Consider the following 19,270-nt stretch of genomic DNA (forward strand, 5'->3'; position numbering starts at 1 on the left):
GCTGTTCTCCCTATTTCATTCCATTGCAGAATTCGGCGATGCGGGCGCAGCCTTCGGCAAGGTTCTCCATGCTGGTGGCATAAGAAAGCCGGAAGAAGGGGCTCAGGCCATAGGCCGCACCCTGCACTGTCGCAACATGATGTTCGGCGAGAAGCGCCATGACGAAATCGGTATCGTTCTCGATCTTCGTGCCGCCCTTCGTCGTCTTGCCGATCAGCGCGGCAATGTTCGGGAAGATATAGAAGGCGCCTTCCGGCTTGTGGCAGCGAAGCCCCTCGATTTCCGAAAGCTTGCCGAGCACGAAGTCGCGACGCGTCTTGTAGATATCGGCGCGCTCCTTCAGCAGATCCTGCGGGCCGTCGAGAACCGCGACGGCGGCAGCCTGCACGATGGTTGCGACACCGCCGCTGTTCTGGGTATTGACGTTGCTGATGGCCTTGATGAGATCCTTCGGGCCGCCGCAGAAGCCGAGACGCCAGCCGGTCATGGCATAGGCTTTCGATGCGCCGTTGACGGTCAGGACCCGATCATAGAGGCGCGGCTCGACTTCGGCGATGGTGCAGAATTCGAAGTCGTCATAGATCAGGTGCTCATACATGTCGTCGGTCATGATCCAGACATGCGGGTGCCGCAGCATGACCTCGGCGATTTCCTTCATTTCCGCGCGGGAGCAGGCGGCGCCCGTGGGGTTATTGGGGAAGTTGAAAAGCAGCCACTTGGTCTTCGGGGTAATGGCGGCTTCGAGATCTTCGGCGCGCAGGCGGAAACCGTTATTCTCCGGGCAAACCACCGGCACGGGCACGGCGCCCGCGAACTTCACGATATCGGCATAGCTGATCCAGGACGGCGCGGGAATGACGACTTCATCGCCCGGGTCGCAGGTGGCCATGATGGCGTTGAAGATGATCTGCTTGCCGCCGCCCGCCACCAGAATCTGGCTCGGATCGTAATCGAGATTATTGTCGCGCTTGAACTTCCGTTGGATCGCGGCCCGTAGCGCCGGCGTTCCGTCGGCGGGCGGATATTTCGTGTCGCCGGCAAGGGCCGCCGCATGCGCCGCCTCGACCGCGTGGGCAGGGGTCGGGAAATCCGGTTCGCCGGATGACAGGCTGATGACCTTGATGCCCTGAGCGGCAAGATCGCGGGCTTTCTGGGTCATGGCGAGCGAAGCTGACACGGTGACGTTGTTAAGGCGTTGGGCGATGGTGGGCATGGATTATTTCCGATTGTAACGGTGAAGACAGGCATCGTCGCGACGCCAGTGCATGACAAGGAGGTTACGGGAATTTTCGGCCGTTTCCCCAATACGACTTCGATGTGAGGTCATACGGGATTTTGATGCATCGCCACCAAAATGGGGTGGGCAGTCCATATGCGTATGCGATGACCTCAGAGGAATAAAATATTATGCAGCCCGTCGGCTTAGCCCCTAAGCTTGGCGCAACAACAAGGGAACGACGCGTCGGGCAATGTTACCCAAAGAGGTAACCGGCGCGAAAATGCAGAAATATGCGACAGGCGCCGGCAAAAGACCGGATGCCTCGACAGGGAGCACACCCAGCAAATTCTAGTCATAGGGCCTGGACGATCTCGTTCGGCTCAAAGCGATGCCTCGTGCCGTATTCAACGCGACGGGAGTATAGATGTCGGATATTGCGATCATGGAACCACATGCCCCGCCACGCCGTGGAGTTTCCGGCTGGAAGGCCCTCGAGCGTCGGCTGTTTTCGCCCGGCATCCTCATCCTGCCGCTGCTGATCTTTCTGCTGATCTTTTTCTTCTGGCCGGCGGTTCGGCTGATGAGCTTCAGCGTCATGACCCAGAATTCGCAGGGGCTGATCGGTTCCCCCTTCACGCTTGCCCATTATGTCAGGTTTTTCGAGGTGGATCTTTACCAGAAGGTCCTCTGGGCGACGATCCGCATCAGCCTGATCACCTCGGTTCTTGCGGCGATACTGGCCTATCCGGTTGCGACCGTTCTCGTGCGCGGCAATATCGTCACGACCCGTATCATCACGTTGATCGTGATCGCGCCGCTTGCCGTCAGCGTCGTGGTGCGCGCCTATGGGTGGCAGCTCATTCTCGGCAACGGTCCGACCGGCCTTTTGAACTACGTTCTGATGAATCTGGGCATCATAGACAGTCCCATGACGCTGCTGTTTTCGGATGCCGCCGTGGTTATCGGCTCCCTGCACATTTTCTTCCCGATGATGGTGCTGCCGCTGTCCTCGGCTCTCGGAAAGATCGATCCGAATCTGCAGCAGGCCGCCAGGACTTTGGGCGCGCCGGCATGGAAAGTGTTCCTGAGGATCACCTTCCCGCTCAGCCTTCCCGGTCTGTTAGCGGGTTTCACGCTGGTGTTCTCGCTCGCTTCCGCATCCTACGTCATTCCTGCCCTGATCGGCGGTCCCGGCTCGCAGATGCTCGGCAACATGGTCGAACAGCAGGTTCTCGCGGTCTATGACTGGCCGTTCGGCGCCACGATTGCCACCATCCTCGTCTTCATCGTCATTCTGATCAACGCCGTTTCGATGAGGTTGCTCGGCGGGCGTCGTATCAAGGCAAGCGCGTCATGAACAACAAGCTGACCGGCACTCCCGCGATCGTCCTTTATGCGATCACCGCCGCCATGATGGTCTTCATCCTGGCTCCTATCATCCTCGTCGTCGCCATCTCGTTTTCCGACAGTTATTTCGTCACCTTCCCGCCGCAGGGTTTCACGTTCCGCTGGTATGCGGCGGTAATGCAGAACGAGGAATTTACCGCCGGCCTCACCTTCAGTGCAGCACTGGCGGTGGCGACCACCATTCTTTCACTGGCGCTCGGCGTTCCGGCAGCCTTCGCACTCTCCCGTGGAAAATTCATCGGCCGCTCGTTGATGAAGGGGCTGCTGCTTTCGCCGCTGATCTTTCCCGTGCTGGTGACCGGCCTGGCATTGCTGCAGCTTTTCTCCGGCTATGGCTGGATGGATACCAAGCTGAAGCTTCTGATCGCCCACACCGTCGTGACGTCGCCCTATGTGATCCGCACGGTGCTGACCAGCCTTCAGCTCGTCAATGTCAGCCTCGAGGAGGCGGCGCGCACGCTTGGTGCTACACGCTGGAAGACTTTCACGCGGGTGATCTTTCCGCAGATCGCGCCCGGCGTCGCCTCCGGCTCGATCTTCTGCTTCATGGTTTCTTTCGACAATTATCCCGTTTCGATGTGGCTGGCGGATTCCGCGAACCTGCCGGTGCCCATCGTTCTCTATCGCCAGATCGGCACGGTCTTCGATCCTTCGGTCGCGACCATGTCCACCATCATCATCCTTCTGGCGGTGACCGTCGTGCTCGTCCTCGACAGGCTGGTGGGTCTGCGCCGGGCAATGGCTATGTAAATCAACAACAAGAGGGGTACCGGAAATGACAGACAAGACCATCATCATGAAACGGCGCAGTTTCCTGACAGTCACCGCAGGCGCGCTCGCCACACCCTATTTCTACACCGCGGCTTCCGCACAGGACCGCACCATGTATGTCGGCGTCTATAATTCGGCGCAGGGCGGGCTGATCAAGAAGGAAGTGATCCCGGCTTTCGAAAAGGAATATAAGTGCCGGGTGCTGACGACCGAAGGCGCGACGCTCGCCAATATCGCCACGCTGCGCGCCACCCGCGAAAATCCGCAATATAGCGTGATGTCGATGGACGATGTCGGCGTTCCGCAGGCCAAGGAGGAAGGCCTGATCGAGCAATTGCCGGCGGACGAAATCCCCAACCTCAAGAACGTCTATTCGCGCTATCTTTTCGAAGACAATTTCGGCGTCGGTTTTGCAATCTCGATTGCCGGCCTGTTCTATAATCCGACGACGGGCAAGCCGTTCGAAAGCTACGAACAGATGTTCGACAAGAAATATGCCCGCCGCATGCTTCTCAACACACCGAAGAACACCCAGAGCGTTCTGATGCTGATGGTGGCGGCCGCCCTTGCGACCGGCAAGCCGCTGAAAGAGGCGCAATATGATACGGATGCCGGCTGGGCGAAACTCGCCGAGCTGAAGCCGAACGTGCTCTCGATATACGACGCGGAAGCGCAGACGATGATGGTGGCGCAGGGCCAGGCGGATTTCGGCGGCATCGAATATTCCAAGGCGGTTTATCCGCACACCAAGAAGGGCGTGCCGCTGGACATGACCTTCCCGAAGGAAGGCGCATTCACCGGCATCAATTCCATCGCGCTGGTAAAGGGCGGACCGCACCGCGATCTCGCGCTTGCCTATATCAACCGCATTCTCGATCCGGGCGTGCAGAAGATGCTTTCGGAAGCGACGCTGAGTGCCCCCTCCGTCAAGGGCATCGAGTTCGGCGCAGATACGGCGAAGTTCCTTGCCTACCCGGAAGCGAAGATGGAATCGCTCAACCTCTTCACGCCGGACTGGAAATACATCATTCCGCGCCGCGCCCAATGGCTCGAAAAATACAACCAGACCTTTAACGGCTGAGGAACGCTGATGAAATCCGTAGAAGTCCGCCTGGAAAGACTGACCAAACATTACAGCGGTCAGGTCGTTGCTGTCGATGATGTTTCGCTTACCGTCAAGGCAGGGGAAATCCTGGCGCTTCTCGGCCCGAGCGGATGCGGGAAAACGACCTGCCTGCGCATGATTGCGGGGCTTGTCGATCCCACCTCGGGTGAAATCGTGGTCGGCGGCAAGCCGACCACGCGCACCCCGGTTCACCGCCGCAATGTCGGCATGCTTTTCCAGAACTACGCCCTGTTTCCCCATATGACCGTTGCCGAAAACGTCGCCTTCGGTCTGGAGATGCGGGGCATCTCGAAGGCCGATCGTGAAGGGCGCGTGAAACAGGCGCTCGATCTCGTTCAGCTGCACGCCTTCGGCGACCGACTGCCGGTGCAGCTTTCCGGCGGTCAGCAGCAGCGTGTGGCGCTGGCGCGCGCGCTGGTGATCGAACCGTCGATGCTGCTTCTCGACGAGCCGCTCGGCGCACTCGACAAGGGCCTGAGAGAAAGCATGCAGGTCGAGATCCGTAGCCTGCAGCAGCGGCTTGGCCTCACCACCATCATGGTGACGCATGATCAGGACGAGGCCCTTACCATGGCCGACCAGATTGCCGTGATGCGGGATGGCAATCTCGAGCAGATCGCACCGGCTGGCGAAATCTACCAGAAGCCGTTGACACGCTTCGTCGCGGGTTTCATCGGCGCCTCGAACTTCTTCGAGGCGAGCGTGGCGGAGCGCAATGGTCGTTCCGCAAGACTGGTCACCGGTTCCGGCGTGCGGCTCGATGTCGAGGATATGGGGGCGGTTCAGGGCGATAAGGTCGTCGTCACCGTTCGCCCCGAAGCGATCTCGGTCTCACCGCTTGCGGTGGACGCAGGTGAAAACGCCAGCAATTCCACCACGGCGCGGGTGGAGCAGGTCGTCTATCGCGGTTTCATGCTGCATTATTACCTGCGTCTGGACAATGGCGAGCCTATGATCGCCTACCGGCAGACCCAGACGGAAGGTTTCACCAATGCCGTCAGCGCCGCTGGCGACCGGGTGAGACTGAGCTGGACGAGCGACAGCAATCACGTGATCCAGCTGAATTGATGAATTCGCGGCCGGGTCGCTCAGGCGGCCCGGCTGGCGACGGATCGAAATCCGTTTCGTATTCCATAGCCGACAAAATTACGGCACCGCGCTCCTGACATGGAATGCGGTGCCGTGCTTTTTGTGCTTCAGGATATGAGGCGTATGCCGCTTCAGGCGACCACTTCGCGAGCCGGCACGACACTACCGCCGCAGGCTTCCACTTCGCTGCGCACCGTGCGCGCAAGCTCCAGCGAGCCAGGTGTATCGCTATGAACGAGGATCGATCTGGCGCGAACGGGGATGGTCTCGCCCTCGATGGTCGTGACCGTGCCTTTTTCCAGAAACTGGCGCACGCGTGCGCGAACTTTTCCCTCTTCCTTGATGACGGAATTGGGCAGCTTGCGTGGCACGAGCTGGCCCTTCACATCATAGGCGCGGTCGGCGAGAAAGAGGTTGAGCACTTTCAGCCCGCAATCCAGAGCCGCCTTTTCGATCAGCATGTCCGGCATCGAAAAGACGATGAGATCGGGGTCGACCGCTTTGATCTTTTTCATGATCCGCTCCGCAAGCGCCGCATCGCGGTTGATCATGTTGCCCATGGCGGCATGGAAGCTGATATGGGAGAGCGCAACCTCCTGCGCCCTGGCAATCGCCGAGAGCGCGCCGAGCTGGTAAAGAACCTGCTGTTCCATTTCTTCCGCATCGACGGGAATTTCGCGGCGGCCGAAGCCAAGACGGTCGGCAAGGCCCGGATGGGCGCCGACGCCGACGCCGTTCTGTTTGGCGAGACGCACCATGCGCGCCATCATTTCCGGATCGCCGGCATGGAATCCGCAGGCGATATTCGCCGAAGAGACGACTTCCATAAGCTTCTCGTCGTCGCAGACCTTATAGACGCCGAAACCTTCGCCCATATCGGAATTAACATCGATCTTCATGGTTCCCTCTCCGTGTTTTTCAGGATTATCGTTTTGTCAGCGTGCCGAGTGCGGCGGTAACCAGCGGCAGGGTTTTGCGGATACCCGCGAAATAGGCGTCGATCGCCTTTTCGACCTCCAGCGCCTCGTGCACCGTTGCCTGCACGAAGCGGATGCGGCTGCCGATGCGCGCCTGTCCGAGCCGCCAAAGATCGCTGTCGATGATACCCGCCATCTTGGGATAGCCGCCGGCCGTGTTGGCGTCGCTCATCTGGATGATCGGCTCGCCGCCCGGCGGCACCTGAACCACGCCCGGAATGACGCCATAGGAGCGCAACTCGACGGGAGCCGAAAGCATAAGTGGCGTGCCGGCAAGCCGGTAGCCGGTGCGGTCGCTTTGCGAGGTGATTTTCCAGGCTTCGGACCAGAAACGTTCCGCACCTTCGCCAAAAAGATCATGTTCGGCGGCGGGAATGGCTCTCAGCAGCAATTCGCCCTTGTCGGATACCGGAAACATGTCCGGCATCGCCTCGGCAAGCGGCATGACGCCGAGGCCGCTTGCCGGCAGCGCCGGTGGTGCGGATGGCAGAACGGACAGCCTGTCGCCGGTGGTGAGATGGCGTCCCTCATGGCCGCCGAAGGAGCCGCGAAGCGAGGTGCTTCGTGATCCCATGACCACGGGGACGTCTATGCCGCCCTGAAGGCAGAGATAGGCGCGCGCATTTTTCATGGGCGTCGAAAGCTCAAGGGTTTGCCCCTTCTCGGCTCTAACGCACCAATAGGGCGGCAGATCGGCACCATTGAGCCGGGCAGCGCAATCCGCACCGGTTACGGAGAAGGTCAACGCCTCTTCGAATTCAATGCGGAAAGGAAAGGTCTGGATTTCAATCGCGGCGGCATCCTCGCCGTTGCCGACGAGAATATTACCGACCCTGAGCGCGATTGGATCCATCGCGCCCGTGGCGGTGATGCCGATATTGCGGTAACCGGCGCGGCCGAGGTCCTGCACGGTGTTCAGCGGACCGCAGGCAAGAATATGGATCATAGTTCGATCCTTTCAGGAAGGAAACGAACGCGATCACCGGGCGCCAACACCGCCGGCTGTTCGGCGGTGGCGTCGAACATGGTGATTTCGGTGAAGCCCAGCGAGTTCCAGCCATTCGGCCCGGTCAGAACCGAGATGCCGGACTGCATGCCGCCGATCGTCACCATGCCCTTCAACATGCGAAGCGACGGAACTTTTTTGCGAGGCATGAAAATGCGCGGATCGAGACCGCCGAGATAACCGAAACCCGGCGCACTGCCGACGGCAAAAACCGTATAGGTCCGCTCGAAATGCAGGCGCACGACTTCCTTGTCCGGCAGGCCGGAATAATCGCAGATCGCCGCAAGGTCGATGGCGTGTTCACCGCCATAGGTGGTCGGCACCTCGATGGTCTTGCCCAGAAGATCGAGCTCCGCCGTCCTTTGCCAGATGTCGAGAAGCTCGTCCTGCAAACGCCCGGCATCTTCAGGCGTGCTGCGCAGCACGATCAGGAGGTTGGTCATGCCGGGTATGAGTTCCAGCACCTCGGGGCGGTCCTTCAATGCGCGCGTCAGCGCCCAGATACGCCGCTGGGCGGGCAGGTCCAGCTCGCCGGGCGCTTCGATCAGAAAGGTCTTGTTGCCGATCATCGAGATTTTCGGCAGGCCCAGATGGGCGGGGGTGAGGTGGGGCGTTTTCAGCGGGAGGTTGCTCATCGACGTCACCATCATGTTTCGGTCTTGAGAAGGGTGGAGCCATAGCCGACAAGCGCGCCGGCTTCCGTCACGATTTCGCCGACGGTTCCGGCTTTTTCGGCGATGACCGGAACAAGCACGGGTCCGGCCGCGATGAATGCGATGATCTCGCCTTTCGCTACGGATTGTCCTGCCCGAACCGCCCGGTCGGGGCGCTGCGGATGCGCAGGCGTGAAGATGCCGGCCATCGGTGCACGGGCAAGAATATCGCCCGCCTTTACCGGCGCTTTGGCCGCTTCAATGGGCCGCTGTGCGACAGGGGCCTGACCGCCTGCCATGGCGACGATCTTCAATGATCCATCCGGCGTCTCTATTTCAATGGCGGAGATGTTATTGCGTTCGAGGTGAGCGGCAAGATCGGCAATCGTGCCGGGCTCGCTGTAGCGGGATATGGAAACAGGCTGTCGCTTCACTTTGCACTCCGCGCTGCAAGCCAATGCTCGAGGTAATGAATATCCGTGCCGCCTTCGGAAAAGGCCGGGTCCTGCAATATTTCCCGGTGCAGCGGCAGGTTGGTGGAAACGCCTTCGATACGCATTTCGCCAAGTGCGCGCCGCATGCGCAGGATTGCCTGTTCGCGGGTCGGCGCATGGACGATGAGCTTGGCGATCAACGAATCGTAATGTGCCGAAACCCGATAACCTGCCGTCACATGGGTATCGACCCGCACGCCGGGGCCGCCCGGCAGGTGAAGCGCCGTGATCAGGCCGGGGCAGGGAATGAAGCTATAGGGGTCTTCGGCATTGATGCGGCATTCGATCGAATGGCCCTCGCAGACGATATCCCCCTGCGAAATCTCGAGCGGATGGCCAAGAGCGACGAGAAGCTGCTGGCGCACCAGATCCACGCCCGAGGTCATTTCCGTGACCGGATGTTCGACCTGCAGGCGGGTATTCATCTCGATGAAATAAAATTCGCCATTCTCGTAAAGAAACTCGAAGGTGCCGACCCCGCGATAACCGATCTGGCGGCAGGCTTCGACGCAGCGATTGCCGACGAAAGCCGCGACATCCGACGGGATGCCGATGGCCGGGCCTTCTTCGACGACCTTCTGGTGTCGGCGCTGCATGGAACAATCGCGCAGGCCCACCCAGACGCCGCCACCCTGACCATCGCAGAGAACCTGAATTTCGACATGGCGCGGATGGTCGAGGAACTTCTCGATATAAAGTTCCGGCGTCCCGAAGGCCCGGCTTGCCTCCTCGCGCGTGACGAGAACGGCATCCTGAAGGGCGGAGGCCTCGTGCACGACACGCATGCCGCGTCCGCCGCCGCCGCCGGCCGCCTTGACGATGACGGGGTAGCCGATTTCGGCGGCGATTTTCGAGACTTCGGCCATGTCATCCGGCAGGGCGGAATCGGGGCCGGGCACGCAGGGCACGCCGGCCTCCATCATCGCCCGCTTCGCGGCGATCTTGTCGCCCATGGTGCGGATGGCGTCGGCGCTCGGGCCGATGAAGACCGCTCCCGCCGCCTCCACGGCTTCCGAAAAAGACGCTCTTTCGGACAGGAAACCATAGCCGGGGTGAACTGCGCCAGCGCCGGTCAGCTCCATCGCAAGCAGTATGGCCGGCACGTTGAGATAGCTCTGGGCGGGAGAGGCCGGGCCGATACAGATGGCGGTATCGGCCGCCTTCAGATAGTCGGCGTCCTTATCGGCTTCCGAATAGACCATGACGGTCTTCAGACCGAGTTCACGGCAGGCGCGCTGCACCCGCAAGGCAATCTCGCCGCGATTGGCGATCAGGACGCTGTCGAATGCTCGTGTCTCAGCCACCTTTGGGAGTGTCGCATCCATCATTCGAACTCCAGCACCGGCTGTCCGAGTTCGACGTCTTCGCCGTCATTGGCGATAAATCTGGCGATCCTGCCGCTTCGTTCGGCCCTCACGGTGTTGAACACTTTCATCGCCTCGATGATGAAGAGTTCCTGTCCTTCCTTCACCTCGTCACCGGCTTCGGCGAAAGGCGCCGCACCCGGGCTCGGGGCGCGATGGAAAAGACCGAATGAGGGTGCTGCGACGATGCCGGATGACGCCGGTGCGGCTGCGGCGGATGCCGGCGCCTTTTCTTCGGCGCGGGGTGTCTCGGATGCCGTTTCGGCTACCGCAACGGGCCGCGGCAGCGACGATGGCGTCTGCGACGAAACGGTATTGTTTTCGCGAGTGATCCGGACCGTGGTTCCCTCCTGGCTCACGGTCAATTCGGATACTCGCGAAGAGCCGACGAACTCGATCAGTTTCTTGATCTTTTCCAGATCCATATTGGTTTCCAACGTCTTTTTTGTCCCCACGGGGGCAGGCGGGCGGAGCGGAATCCGCACCCTGTCCATCAGCAATAGCTACCATGGGGGCGGGATTGATGGGGTCAGACGAAGTTCCTATGGACATTGCTTTCCGGTTTGATATCCCGCCGCCGCGTGGTGAAACGGTTCGAAGACTCCGAAGGAACGAACCATGGATTCCCGCAAAGGCATTCTCCTCAAAATCTCCGCAGCACTCGCTCTGGTGCTGATGGGCGCCTGCATCAGCAGCCTCAGGGGCGAAATACCCATCGGGCAGGTGGTCTTCTTCAGATCGGCGGTGGCCATGCTGCCGCTCTGTCTGTGGATGGCGGTTCAGGGCGGTTTTCGAAGGCAGGTGGCAACCAGCCATATTGGTGGCCATCTGGTGCGGAGTTTTTCCGGCACCGGCGGCATGGTCTTCAGCTATCTGGCGCTGGCCTATATTCCGCTGGCCGACGCGACGGCCATCAGCTACGCGACACCGCTCTTCACCGTCATTCTGGCGGTGTTGCTTTTGAAGGAAGTCGTCAGGATTTACCGCTGGACGGCGGTGGTCGTCGGGCTCTGCGGCATCGTGCTGATCCTGTCGCCGCATTTTTCCTTCGATGTTTCGGATGTCGCTTCCGGTTCCGGCGTCGCCATGCTCGGCGGCCTGTTCGGTCTGGCGGCGGCTTTTTTCTCCGCTATATCGATGATCCAGATTCGGCATTTGACGCAGACGGAAAATACCGGCGCAATCATCTTCTATTTCACCCTGCTTACAACACTCATCGGCTTTGCCAGCATCGGCATGGGCTGGAAAATGCCGACCGCGTGGCAATGGACCCTGCTGATCGGCACCGGTCTTATTGGCGGGACCGCGCAGATATTGGTGACGCTCAGCCTGCGTTATGCCGAGGCCTCGCTGCTGGCGCCGTTCGACTATACGACGATGATCTGGGCGCTGTTGATAGGTTATGCCTTCATGGATCAGGTCCCGGCCCTGACGACCATTCTGGGGGCTTCCATTGTGGTTGCCGCCGGTTTGTTCACGCTGTGGCGGGAAAGGCGGCTGCACAAAAAGCGTGTCACGGAACAGCTGACGCTGTCGGCTCCCTGACAGCCTGTTTCGCCAGCCGGTTTTCGCGCCACATCGCAAAAAGGCCTGCGGCGATGACCGTCAAGGCGCCAATGATGGTCGCACCTGTCGGCACTTCGGCCATGAAGAGATAACCGAGGGCGATTGCCCATATCATGGTGGTGTAATCGAACGGCGCGAGCAGCGAGGCCTGGGCGTGGCGCAGACTGAGCGTCATGGCGATCTGGCCGATGCCGCCGGCAAGGCCGCCGCCAGCGAGCAGCAGGAACTGGTGAAAATCCGGCATCTTCCATCCAAATCCGAGCGTGGCGAGGCCGGCCACCACACCCGTCAGCGTATAGATGAGCACGATGCGGGACGGCTTTTCGATACTGTTCAGATGGCGGACGGCGATGGAGGAAAAGGCCGCGCAAAGCGCACCGGTCAGCGCCAGTGCGGTTCCGATCATCGCGACGCTGTCGATTTGAGCGGGGCCTGAGGCGGTATCGAAGATCAGTTTCGGCGAGAGCGTGATGAAGACACCGATGAAACCGGTCAGCACGGCGGACCAGCGATATATCCGCACTTTTTCGCCTAGAAGCAGCGCTGCCAGCATGATGGTGAAAAGCGGTGTCGTGTAGCTCAGCACCGTCACATTCACCAGCGGCAGATAGGCGAGCGCCAGAAAGCCGAAGAACATGCCGCCAAGACCGGCCGAGCTACCCGCGAGCAGGCTGCCGATGTTCTTTGCGGCCGGAACGGTTATCCGCTCCGAGGAGGCGATGAACCAGAGACAGAGGGGGATGAGGGCAAAAAATCCCCGGCAGAAGACGACTTCGCCGACGGGTATCGCCCCGTCCAGGCCCTTCACGCAGGCGGACATGACTGTGAATGCCAGCATGGCCGTCAGCTTGAGCAAAATTCCGGTCTTAGGATTCATCCCGCTCCCCATCGCAGCCCAAACCGTGTCATGGGGAAGAAGCGGAGAAAAGCCTTAGCCGGCTGTCATAAGAATCTTGTCTTACCCCATCACTCCCCTGAAGACCGGCAGGACCACCGGACGGCGCTTTTCCCCTAGGCCCCTGCGGTGATTTGGTGTCATGATCGCATCTCGAACCGGCGGGAGGTTTAAGCGGGCATGTTGGATTTGCGCAGGCTGCGATATCTGGTCGCGATTGCCGATTGCGGCTCCATGTCGGCGGCGGCGCGGCAATTGGGGATCGCCCAGCCGGCGCTCAGCCATCACATTACGGAACTGGAGCGGCTGGTGGGTTTTCCCGTGCTGCACCGGCTGGCGCGCGGCGTGAAGGCGACGGAAAAGGGTGAAGTCCTGCTCTCCCACGCGCGGGAGATTACCGAGAAGGTGCGGCAGGCGGAGGCGGAAATCCGGGCCATGGCCTATCTGGATGAGCGGGTGATCCGGCTGAGCCTCATTCCTTCCTGGGCGACCGCCTTTGCGCCGAGCATTATCAGCGAGGTTGCCGCTTCGATGCCCAAGGTTTCGCTGCGGCTGATAGAGGCGCGCAATGACGAATCCCTGCGGCTCATCCGTCTCGGCAAGGTGGATATGGCCGTTGCGCTGGTCGGTGCGGAGGACAAGGCCGACGATCTTATCGTCAAGGAGAGCCTGTTTGCCGTTTCTTCAAGGCCTATCGGTCGGTCGATGCCGCTTGAGACTGCGGCAGGGCTCAACCTGATCCTGCCGCCGAAAGACAATCCGCTCCGCATATCGATCGACGAGGCCGCCGCCCGCGCCGGGATAACACTGAACGTGACCATGGAGATCGACGGGCAGGATACGATCAAACGCGCCGTCAGCGCTGGCATTGGTGCGACGATCCTGTCATGGAATTCGGTGCAGCAGGAACAGGAAGCCGGTCAGCTTCAGGCCGCCCATATCACCGAGCCCGTCATTTATCGCTCCATCCATCTGCTGAAGGGCAGGGAGGTGGATGAGCGAACGTTCAGGCTGTTTCGCGACCTTTTGCGGGCCGTCGCGAGACGCGAACCGGTATCCAACCCATAAACGATCTGTATGGGTAAATTGAAAACTCGGTATTTGTATTGTTGATGGCTTCTTCCTAGCCTCCCCGGTGAAAGCGTATCGGGGAGGAAAAGATATGCGTTTGAAGACATCTCTGTTTGGCATGCTGGCGGCGGCGGGAATCCTGGCTGCGGGAGGGGCGGCGGCGGAATATCCGGAGCGGCCGGTGACGCTCGTCATCGGTTATCCGGCCGGCGGCGGCACCGATATCCAGTCGCGGGCGCTGGTGCCCTATCTCGAAAAATATCTCGGCACATCCGTCGTGGTAGAAAACCGCGAAGGGGCGGGCGGGCTGATCGGCGCGACCTATATCGCCAATGCGAAGCCTGACGGTTACACCATCGGAGCGCTGAATTTCCCATCCATGTATTCGCCGATCGTGCAGGGAAATGCCAGCTATAAGGAGGACGCCTTCACGCCGCTCGCAAACCAGATCGGTGGAGATCTGGCGCTGACGGTCAACAAGGTGTCGCCGATCAAGACCGCCAAGGAATTCGTGGAGGCGGCCAAGGGGAACCCGGTCGTTGTTGGCGTGACGGGCATCGGTCATCCGAGCCAGATCACCGCTTTGCTGTTCGAAGAGGCGGCGGGCGTGAAGCTCAATTTCGTGCCCTTCAATGGCGGCGGGCCGGCACGGCTTGCCATGCTCGGCAACCACGTCACACTCGGTTTCATGAATCTCAACGAGGTCTTCGCCGACAATCGTTCCGGCGCGCTGCGTGTGCTGGCGACCTCCGGTGCCGAGCGTTCGCCGCTTTCGCCTGATGTGCCGACCTTCAAGGAAGCCGGCTACAATGTTCAGTTCAGCCTGCTGGCGGGCTTCGGCGCGCCGAAGGGCTTGCCGGCGGATGTGGAGGCAAAGTTGGTCGATGCCTTCCAGAAGGCGCTGAAGGACCCGGATTATCTTGCCGCTGCCAAAAAGCGCGAGCTGACGATGCTGCCGCTGACACAGGCCGAATTTGCCGAGGCACTCAAGAAGGGCAACGCCAATCTGGCCGAGCTCTGGAAAAGCAAGCCCTGGACAAAATAAGCGGCCGGTACGACCGCTTCTCTCACCCTCAACCAAAATGACGCCTGGGCCGGCCTGCGGCCCGGCTATGACCCACTGTTGAAAGGAATCCGGCCAATGGCCCATGTCATCCGCAATTTCCAGCGCCCTTCCAGAGCCGATATCGAGGCGATCAGCAAATTCAGCCCCGCCACCATTCACGAGGCACAGGGCAAGCTCGGCGCTCTCGATTATCGCATCAAGCCGATCAAGCCCGGCCTGAAAATCTGCGGCCCGGCGATCACCGCGAAATGCCATATTGGCGATAATCTGATGATCTTCGAGGCAATCAATCTGGCGAAGCCCGGCGATGTGCTGGTCATCGATGGCGGCGACAACCCCAATCAGGGCGGCTTCGGCGATGTGCTGGCTGCCGCCTGCATCGGCAAGGGCATTGTCGGTTTCGTGGTCAGCGCCGCCGTGCGTGATGGCAAGGGGCTGCGTGAGATCGGTTTCCCGGTGTTCTCGCTCGGGCTTTGCATGAAAGGCACCTCTAAGGACACGCTCGGCACCATCAACCATCCGGTCGTGGTCGGCGGTGAACTGATCAGCCCCGGCGATATCGTCTGCGGCGATGATGACGGTGTCGTCGTCGTTCGCGAGAAGGATATCCCGAAGCTCGTCAAGGCCTGCCAGGAGCGCGACGAACACGAGAACCACATGATGGAGCTGCACCGGCAGGGCAAGATGGATATCGAGGATCGTTACGACATGATGCGCTCGAAGGGATGTGTCTGGGCCGATTGAGCCAGTGATTAAACGTTGGATACGCCGTGTCGGGAGGCGCGGCGTATTTTCGATGAGGAGGGGAGATAATCATGGCCGAACACGGCTCGAAACTGACGGCGAATATTCTATCCGGGGCTTTCTTTCTGGTGGCCGCCGCCGGGCTTTATTACGGCGCGCGGCCGCTGAGCATGGGCACTAATTTCCAGCCCGGGCCCGGCTATATGCCGACGGTCATCGCGGCATTGATGTTTGCACTGGGTATCGCGCTGCTCTTGCAGGATCTGCTGGGAAAGACACCGTCCGAAGCCTGGGTGGCGCCGAAAATGCGCCCGTTTCTGGCGGTGGCCGGCATTGCCGGTTTTGCGCTGCTGATCGAGCCATTGGGCTTTATCGCCGCTGCCTTCGTGCTGATCGTGCTCGCCTGCATCGCTTATGGCAGGATCCGGCCGGTAGAGGTTCTGCTGCTTTCCGCCGTGCTCATCCTCGCCTGCATCCTCATTTTCGTTGTGGGCCTCGGACAGAGGATACCGTTGCTGCCATGACCGATCTTCTTTCCAATATCGTTCTCGGTTTTGGCGTGGCCGTCACACCCGTCAATCTTTTCTATTGCCTGCTGGGTGTCACACTCGGCACGATGATCGGCATCCTGCCGGGCATCGGCCCTTCCGCCACTGTCGCACTGCTTCTGCCCATCACCTATACCATGCCGGATACGGCGGCACTGATCATGCTCGCGGGCATTTTCTACGGTGCGCAATATGGCGGTTCGACCACGGCGATCCTTGTCAATCTGCCGGGTGAATCCTCATCCGTCGTCACCTGCATCGATGGCTATGCCATGGCCCGGCAGGGCAGGGCGGGTGTGGCGCTGGCCACGGCGGCGCTCGGGTCGTTTTTTGCCGGCACGGTGGCAACCGTTTTGATCGTCGTGGTCGCAAAGCCGCTTTCCGCCATTGCGCTTGCCTTCGGCCCGGCCGATTATTTCAGTCTGGTGATCTTCGGGCTGCTATTTGCCGTGTTCCTGTCCAGCGGATCGCCGGTCAAGGCGGTCGGCATGGTCGCCTTCGGTATCGCGCTCAGCCTCGTCGGCATCGATCCTACATCGGGCGAGCAGCGCTTCACCTTCGGCATGGCGGAACTGTTCGACGGTATCGATTTCGTGGTGCTGGCCATCGGGCTGCTAGGCGTCAGCGAAATCCTCTTCAACCTGCAGCAGGGCGTGGAGCGGGATGCGGGAGCGGTAAAGACAGGATCGCTGATGCCGACGCGGGAGGATTTCAAACAGGCCTTTCCAGCCGTGCTGCGCGGCACCGCGCTCGGTTCTTTCCTCGGCGTGCTGCCCGGCGGCGGTGCGATCATGAGTTCTTTCGCGAGCTACGCGCTGGAACGCAAGATCGCCAAGGATCCATCCCGTTTCGGCAAGGGCGCAATCGAAGGGCTCGCAGGGCCGGAAAGCGCCAATAATGCCGGCGCGCAGACCTCCTTCATTCCGCTTCTGACGCTCGGTATTCCCGCCAACGGCCTGATGGCGCTGATGGTCGGTGCGATGATGATCCAGGGCATCACACCGGGACCGGAAGTCATGCAGTCGCGGCCCGATCTCTTCTGGGGGCTGATCGCCAGCATGTGGGTGGGCAATCTTTTGCTCCTGGTGCTGAACCTGCCGCTGATCGGCATCTGGGTCCGTCTTCTTGGCATTCCCTATCGCTTCTTGTGCCCCGCCATTCTGATGTTCTGCGCCATCGGGGCCTATGGCCTGTCCTACAGTGTCGTGGATGTTCTGTTCTGCGCGGTCTTCGGCATTGTCGGCTTCTTCCTGCGCAAGATCGGCTGCGAGCCGGCACCGCTGGTGCTGGGCTTCGTTCTCGGTCCGCTTCTGGAGCAGAACATGCGTCTCGGGCTGCTGATTTCGCAGGGAAGTTTCTCGACATTCGTCACCCATCCGATCAGCGCCACCCTGCTCGCCTTGTCCGGCATGGTCGTTATCATGATGGCGATGCCGGCGATCATGCGCCGTCGCGAGGTGGTGTTTCAGGGTGATGACGACTGACGATCAATCGAGCCGGCGCGGCCGGCCAAACAAAGGTGAAACAATGCATATTCTGATAATCGGCGCGGCCGGAATGATCGGCCGCAAATTGACGCAACGTCTCGCTTCTGACGGAACGCTTGGCGGTGCGGCGATCACCGAAATGACGCTGACGGATGTTTTCGAGCCGGTTGCGCCGAAAGGCTTCGGCGGCGCAGTGACCGTCGAGCGCAGCGATCTTTCGAATGTCGGCGTCGCCGAAAAGCTGATCGCCAAGCGACCGGATGTGATCTTCAACCTCGCCGCCGTGGTTTCGGGAGAGGCGGAGGCCGATTTCGAGAAAGGTTATCGCATCAATCTCGATGGCGGACGTTCACTGTTCGAGGCCATCCGGCTGGAGCATCAGAAGGATGGATACCGGCCGCGGGTGGTCTTCTGCTCGTCGCTCGCCGTGTTCGGATCGCCATTCCCCAAGGTGATCGGCGACGAGTTCCTGCCAGCGCCGTTGACCAGCTACGGCACGCAGAAGGCGATCGTGGAGCTGTTGCTTGCGGATTATAGCCGTCGCGGTTTCTTCGATGGCGTCAGCATCCGCCTGCCCACCATCTGCATCCGCCCCGGCAAGCCTAATGCGGCCGCCTCCGGCTTCTTCTCCAATATTCTGCGCGAGCCGCTGGTGGGCCAGGAGGCGGTGCTGCCTGTCGCGGATACCGTGCGCCACTGGTTCGCCAGCCCGCGCTCGGCCGTCGCCTTCCTGCTGCGCGCCGCGAGTGTCGATCTCTCCGGGCTTGGCGTTCGCCGCAATCTCATCATGCCGGGGCTTTCGGCCACTGTCGCCGATGAGATCGAGGCCCTGCGTGCCTTTGCCGGGGAAAAGACTGTGGCGCTTATCAAGCGCGTTCCCGATGAGCGGATCATCCGGATCGTCGACGGCTGGGCCGAGGATTACGATCCGCAGCTGGCTCTGTCGCTCGGCTTCAGGGCGGAAACGTCCTTTGCCGAAATCATTCAGGCGCATGTGGAAGATGAGCTGGAGGGGAAAGCAGCATGAGTGATGGAAAGATCGCGCTCGTCACGGGCGGAGGAACAGGAGTCGGCAAGGCGATTGCCAAGGCGCTTCTGGAAGAGGGTTACAGCGTCGCGATTACCGGGCGGCGGCGTGAGGTTCTGGATGCCGCCGTCGGCGAATGGCGCGAACATCGAGACCGTGTTCTGGCCGTCGCGGCCGATATTTCCGTTCCGGCCGATGTCGAACGGCTGTTTGCGGAGGTCACCGAACGTTTCGGCCGCCTCGACCTTCTGGTCAACAATGCCGGCATGTCAGCGCCGGCTGTCCATATCGAAGATGTGCCGTTCGAAACCTGGAACGCGGTGGTCGGGGCCAATCTCACGGGCGCCTTCCTCTGCACCCAGGCGGCATTTCGCCAGATGAAGGCGCAATCGCCGCAGGGCGGGCGCATCATCAATAACGGCTCGATTTCGGCCACCACGCCGCGGCCGCGTTCGGCGCCCTATACCGCGACCAAACACGCGATTACCGGCCTTACCAAGTCGGCCGCGCTGGATGGTCGGGCATTCAACATCGCCTGCGGGCAGATCGATATCGGCAATGCCAGCACCGAGATGACGCGCGCCATGGCGACCGGTGTGCTGCAGGCGGATGGCAGCACCGCCATCGAACCCACCATCGATGCGAGTATCGTCGCCCGGGCCGTGGTGCATATGGCCTCGCTGCCGCTGGAAGCGAATGTGCTGACCATGACGGTGATGGCGAGCGGCATGCCTTTCGTCGGTCGCGGCTAAGGAGCGCG

At 60.8% G+C, this 19,270-nt stretch carries 20 protein-coding genes; 12 read left to right on the plus strand and 8 right to left on the minus strand.

Annotated features, from left to right (window positions below):
- Positions 1-10: 10 nt before the first annotated feature.
- Positions 11-1,213: a pyridoxal phosphate-dependent aminotransferase gene (locus ACQZ60_RS12740; protein ID WP_035225097.1), complete on the minus strand. Its 1,203-nt coding sequence runs from the start codon at positions 1,211-1,213 to the stop codon at positions 11-13.
- A gap of 448 nt (positions 1,214-1,661) precedes the next feature.
- On the opposite strand from ACQZ60_RS12740, the gene ACQZ60_RS12745 reads away from it, so the two are divergent.
- Genes ACQZ60_RS12745 through ACQZ60_RS12760 form a run of 4 tightly spaced genes read left to right on the plus strand, consistent with a single transcriptional unit; the run spans position 1,662 to position 5,591 of the window.
- Positions 1,662-2,576, plus strand: a complete 915-nt coding sequence (locus ACQZ60_RS12745; protein WP_245285064.1) for an ABC transporter permease — start codon at positions 1,662-1,664, stop codon at positions 2,574-2,576.
- Positions 2,573-3,376, plus strand: a complete 804-nt coding sequence (locus tag ACQZ60_RS12750) for an ABC transporter permease (RefSeq protein WP_035264929.1) — start codon at positions 2,573-2,575, stop codon at positions 3,374-3,376. Before ACQZ60_RS12745 ends, ACQZ60_RS12750 begins: the two co-directional genes overlap by 4 nt.
- 25 nt (positions 3,377-3,401) lie before the next feature.
- The gene (locus tag ACQZ60_RS12755; protein ID WP_059757965.1) at positions 3,402-4,478 is read left to right on the plus strand and encodes an ABC transporter substrate-binding protein; all 1,077 of its coding nucleotides are present in this window, start codon (positions 3,402-3,404) and stop codon (positions 4,476-4,478) included.
- 9 nt (positions 4,479-4,487) lie between these two features.
- Complete coding sequence (locus ACQZ60_RS12760; protein WP_035225084.1) at positions 4,488-5,591, plus strand: ABC transporter ATP-binding protein; 1,104 nt, start codon at positions 4,488-4,490, stop codon at positions 5,589-5,591.
- A gap of 152 nt (positions 5,592-5,743) precedes the next feature.
- Here ACQZ60_RS12760 and ACQZ60_RS12765 read toward each other — a convergent pair whose 3' ends face one another.
- From ACQZ60_RS12765 to accB, 6 genes are read right to left on the minus strand one after another with little or no spacing between them, the layout of a single operon-like run.
- Positions 5,744-6,511, minus strand: a complete 768-nt coding sequence (locus ACQZ60_RS12765) for a 5-oxoprolinase subunit PxpA (protein WP_080819634.1) — start codon at positions 6,509-6,511, stop codon at positions 5,744-5,746.
- 25 nt (positions 6,512-6,536) lie between these two features.
- Positions 6,537-7,535 (minus strand): 5-oxoprolinase subunit C family protein, encoded by a 999-nt coding sequence (locus ACQZ60_RS12770; RefSeq protein ID WP_448735377.1) that lies wholly within the window; start codon positions 7,533-7,535, stop codon positions 6,537-6,539.
- The gene (pxpB, locus tag ACQZ60_RS12775) at positions 7,532-8,245 is read right to left on the minus strand and encodes a 5-oxoprolinase subunit PxpB (RefSeq protein WP_035264918.1); all 714 of its coding nucleotides are present in this window, start codon (positions 8,243-8,245) and stop codon (positions 7,532-7,534) included. Before pxpB ends, ACQZ60_RS12770 begins: the two co-directional genes overlap by 4 nt.
- Positions 8,242-8,682: an acetyl-CoA carboxylase biotin carboxyl carrier protein gene (locus ACQZ60_RS12780; RefSeq protein ID WP_448735378.1), complete on the minus strand. Its 441-nt coding sequence runs from the start codon at positions 8,680-8,682 to the stop codon at positions 8,242-8,244. The genes pxpB and ACQZ60_RS12780 overlap by 4 nt, the downstream gene beginning before the upstream one ends.
- Entirely contained in the window at positions 8,679-10,070 is a 1,392-nt protein-coding gene (gene accC, locus ACQZ60_RS12785; RefSeq protein WP_448735379.1) for an acetyl-CoA carboxylase biotin carboxylase subunit, read from the minus strand. The genes ACQZ60_RS12780 and accC overlap by 4 nt, the downstream gene beginning before the upstream one ends.
- A complete protein-coding gene (gene accB, locus ACQZ60_RS12790; protein ID WP_448735380.1) occupies positions 10,067-10,531 on the minus strand; it encodes an acetyl-CoA carboxylase biotin carboxyl carrier protein in 465 nt (154 codons plus the stop codon). The genes accC and accB overlap by 4 nt, the downstream gene beginning before the upstream one ends.
- Before the next feature lie 193 nt (positions 10,532-10,724).
- Between accB and ACQZ60_RS12795 the strand changes: the two genes are divergently transcribed.
- On the plus strand, positions 10,725-11,651 hold the full coding sequence (locus ACQZ60_RS12795) for a DMT family transporter (RefSeq protein ID WP_448735381.1): 927 nt from the start codon (positions 10,725-10,727) through the stop codon (positions 11,649-11,651).
- On the opposite strand, the gene ACQZ60_RS12800 is transcribed toward ACQZ60_RS12795, so the two are convergent.
- Positions 11,620-12,561, minus strand: a complete 942-nt coding sequence (locus ACQZ60_RS12800; RefSeq protein WP_448735382.1) for a DMT family transporter — start codon at positions 12,559-12,561, stop codon at positions 11,620-11,622. The genes ACQZ60_RS12795 and ACQZ60_RS12800 overlap by 32 nt on opposite strands.
- A gap of 186 nt (positions 12,562-12,747) precedes the next feature.
- Between ACQZ60_RS12800 and ACQZ60_RS12805 the strand changes: the two genes are divergently transcribed.
- The 7 genes from ACQZ60_RS12805 (at position 12,748) to ACQZ60_RS12835 (ending at position 19,262) form a co-directional block, all read left to right on the plus strand.
- The gene (locus tag ACQZ60_RS12805; protein ID WP_448735383.1) at positions 12,748-13,635 is read left to right on the plus strand and encodes a LysR family transcriptional regulator; all 888 of its coding nucleotides are present in this window, start codon (positions 12,748-12,750) and stop codon (positions 13,633-13,635) included.
- A 94-nt stretch (positions 13,636-13,729) separates the two neighbouring features.
- The gene (locus ACQZ60_RS12810) at positions 13,730-14,683 is read left to right on the plus strand and encodes a tripartite tricarboxylate transporter substrate binding protein (RefSeq protein WP_448735384.1); all 954 of its coding nucleotides are present in this window, start codon (positions 13,730-13,732) and stop codon (positions 14,681-14,683) included.
- 96 nt (positions 14,684-14,779) lie between these two features.
- The gene (locus ACQZ60_RS12815; protein ID WP_448735385.1) at positions 14,780-15,448 is read left to right on the plus strand and encodes a 4-carboxy-4-hydroxy-2-oxoadipate aldolase/oxaloacetate decarboxylase; all 669 of its coding nucleotides are present in this window, start codon (positions 14,780-14,782) and stop codon (positions 15,446-15,448) included.
- A 71-nt stretch (positions 15,449-15,519) separates the two neighbouring features.
- The gene (locus ACQZ60_RS12820; protein WP_003519679.1) at positions 15,520-15,972 is read left to right on the plus strand and encodes a tripartite tricarboxylate transporter TctB family protein; all 453 of its coding nucleotides are present in this window, start codon (positions 15,520-15,522) and stop codon (positions 15,970-15,972) included.
- Positions 15,969-17,480, plus strand: a complete 1,512-nt coding sequence (locus ACQZ60_RS12825; protein WP_448735386.1) for a tripartite tricarboxylate transporter permease — start codon at positions 15,969-15,971, stop codon at positions 17,478-17,480. Before ACQZ60_RS12820 ends, ACQZ60_RS12825 begins: the two co-directional genes overlap by 4 nt.
- Positions 17,481-17,523: 43 nt before the next feature.
- Positions 17,524-18,510 (plus strand): D-erythronate dehydrogenase, encoded by a 987-nt coding sequence (gene denD, locus ACQZ60_RS12830; RefSeq protein ID WP_448735387.1) that lies wholly within the window; start codon positions 17,524-17,526, stop codon positions 18,508-18,510.
- Positions 18,507-19,262 carry an SDR family oxidoreductase gene (locus ACQZ60_RS12835; protein ID WP_448735388.1) on the plus strand — a complete coding sequence of 252 codons (756 nt, stop codon included), beginning with the start codon at positions 18,507-18,509 and terminating at the stop codon, positions 19,260-19,262. Before denD ends, ACQZ60_RS12835 begins: the two co-directional genes overlap by 4 nt.
- Positions 19,263-19,270: the final 8 nt, after the last annotated feature.

The sequence above is a fragment of the Agrobacterium sp. 22-223-1 genome (assembly GCF_053522385.1).

What these genes read in the sequence shown, in the direction of transcription:
- denD (WP_448735387.1), top strand. Translation starts at nt 17,524, where the DNA reads ATGCATATTCTGATAATCGGCGCGGCCGGAATGATCGGCCGCAAATTG.
- ACQZ60_RS12745 (WP_245285064.1), top strand. Translation starts at nt 1,662, where the DNA reads ATGGAACCACATGCCCCGCCACGCCGTGGAGTTTCCGGCTGGAAGGCC.
- ACQZ60_RS12765 (WP_080819634.1), bottom strand. Translation starts at nt 6,511, where the DNA reads ATGAAGATCGATGTTAATTCCGATATGGGCGAAGGTTTCGGCGTCTAT.
- ACQZ60_RS12795 (WP_448735381.1), top strand. Translation starts at nt 10,725, where the DNA reads ATGGATTCCCGCAAAGGCATTCTCCTCAAAATCTCCGCAGCACTCGCT.
- pxpB (WP_035264918.1), bottom strand. Translation starts at nt 8,245, where the DNA reads ATGATGGTGACGTCGATGAGCAACCTCCCGCTGAAAACGCCCCACCTC.
- ACQZ60_RS12800 (WP_448735382.1), bottom strand. Translation starts at nt 12,561, where the DNA reads ATGGGGAGCGGGATGAATCCTAAGACCGGAATTTTGCTCAAGCTGACG.
- ACQZ60_RS12760 (WP_035225084.1), top strand. Translation starts at nt 4,488, where the DNA reads ATGAAATCCGTAGAAGTCCGCCTGGAAAGACTGACCAAACATTACAGC.
- ACQZ60_RS12835 (WP_448735388.1), top strand. Translation starts at nt 18,507, where the DNA reads ATGAGTGATGGAAAGATCGCGCTCGTCACGGGCGGAGGAACAGGAGTC.
- ACQZ60_RS12815 (WP_448735385.1), top strand. Translation starts at nt 14,780, where the DNA reads ATGGCCCATGTCATCCGCAATTTCCAGCGCCCTTCCAGAGCCGATATC.
- ACQZ60_RS12810 (WP_448735384.1), top strand. Translation starts at nt 13,730, where the DNA reads ATGCGTTTGAAGACATCTCTGTTTGGCATGCTGGCGGCGGCGGGAATC.
- ACQZ60_RS12770 (WP_448735377.1), bottom strand. Translation starts at nt 7,535, where the DNA reads ATGATCCATATTCTTGCCTGCGGTCCGCTGAACACCGTGCAGGACCTC.
- ACQZ60_RS12750 (WP_035264929.1), top strand. Translation starts at nt 2,573, where the DNA reads ATGAACAACAAGCTGACCGGCACTCCCGCGATCGTCCTTTATGCGATC.
- ACQZ60_RS12755 (WP_059757965.1), top strand. Translation starts at nt 3,402, where the DNA reads ATGACAGACAAGACCATCATCATGAAACGGCGCAGTTTCCTGACAGTC.
- accC (WP_448735379.1), bottom strand. Translation starts at nt 10,070, where the DNA reads ATGATGGATGCGACACTCCCAAAGGTGGCTGAGACACGAGCATTCGAC.
- ACQZ60_RS12825 (WP_448735386.1), top strand. Translation starts at nt 15,969, where the DNA reads ATGACCGATCTTCTTTCCAATATCGTTCTCGGTTTTGGCGTGGCCGTC.
- ACQZ60_RS12805 (WP_448735383.1), top strand. Translation starts at nt 12,748, where the DNA reads ATGTTGGATTTGCGCAGGCTGCGATATCTGGTCGCGATTGCCGATTGC.
- accB (WP_448735380.1), bottom strand. Translation starts at nt 10,531, where the DNA reads ATGGATCTGGAAAAGATCAAGAAACTGATCGAGTTCGTCGGCTCTTCG.
- ACQZ60_RS12740 (WP_035225097.1), bottom strand. Translation starts at nt 1,213, where the DNA reads ATGCCCACCATCGCCCAACGCCTTAACAACGTCACCGTGTCAGCTTCG.
- ACQZ60_RS12820 (WP_003519679.1), top strand. Translation starts at nt 15,520, where the DNA reads ATGGCCGAACACGGCTCGAAACTGACGGCGAATATTCTATCCGGGGCT.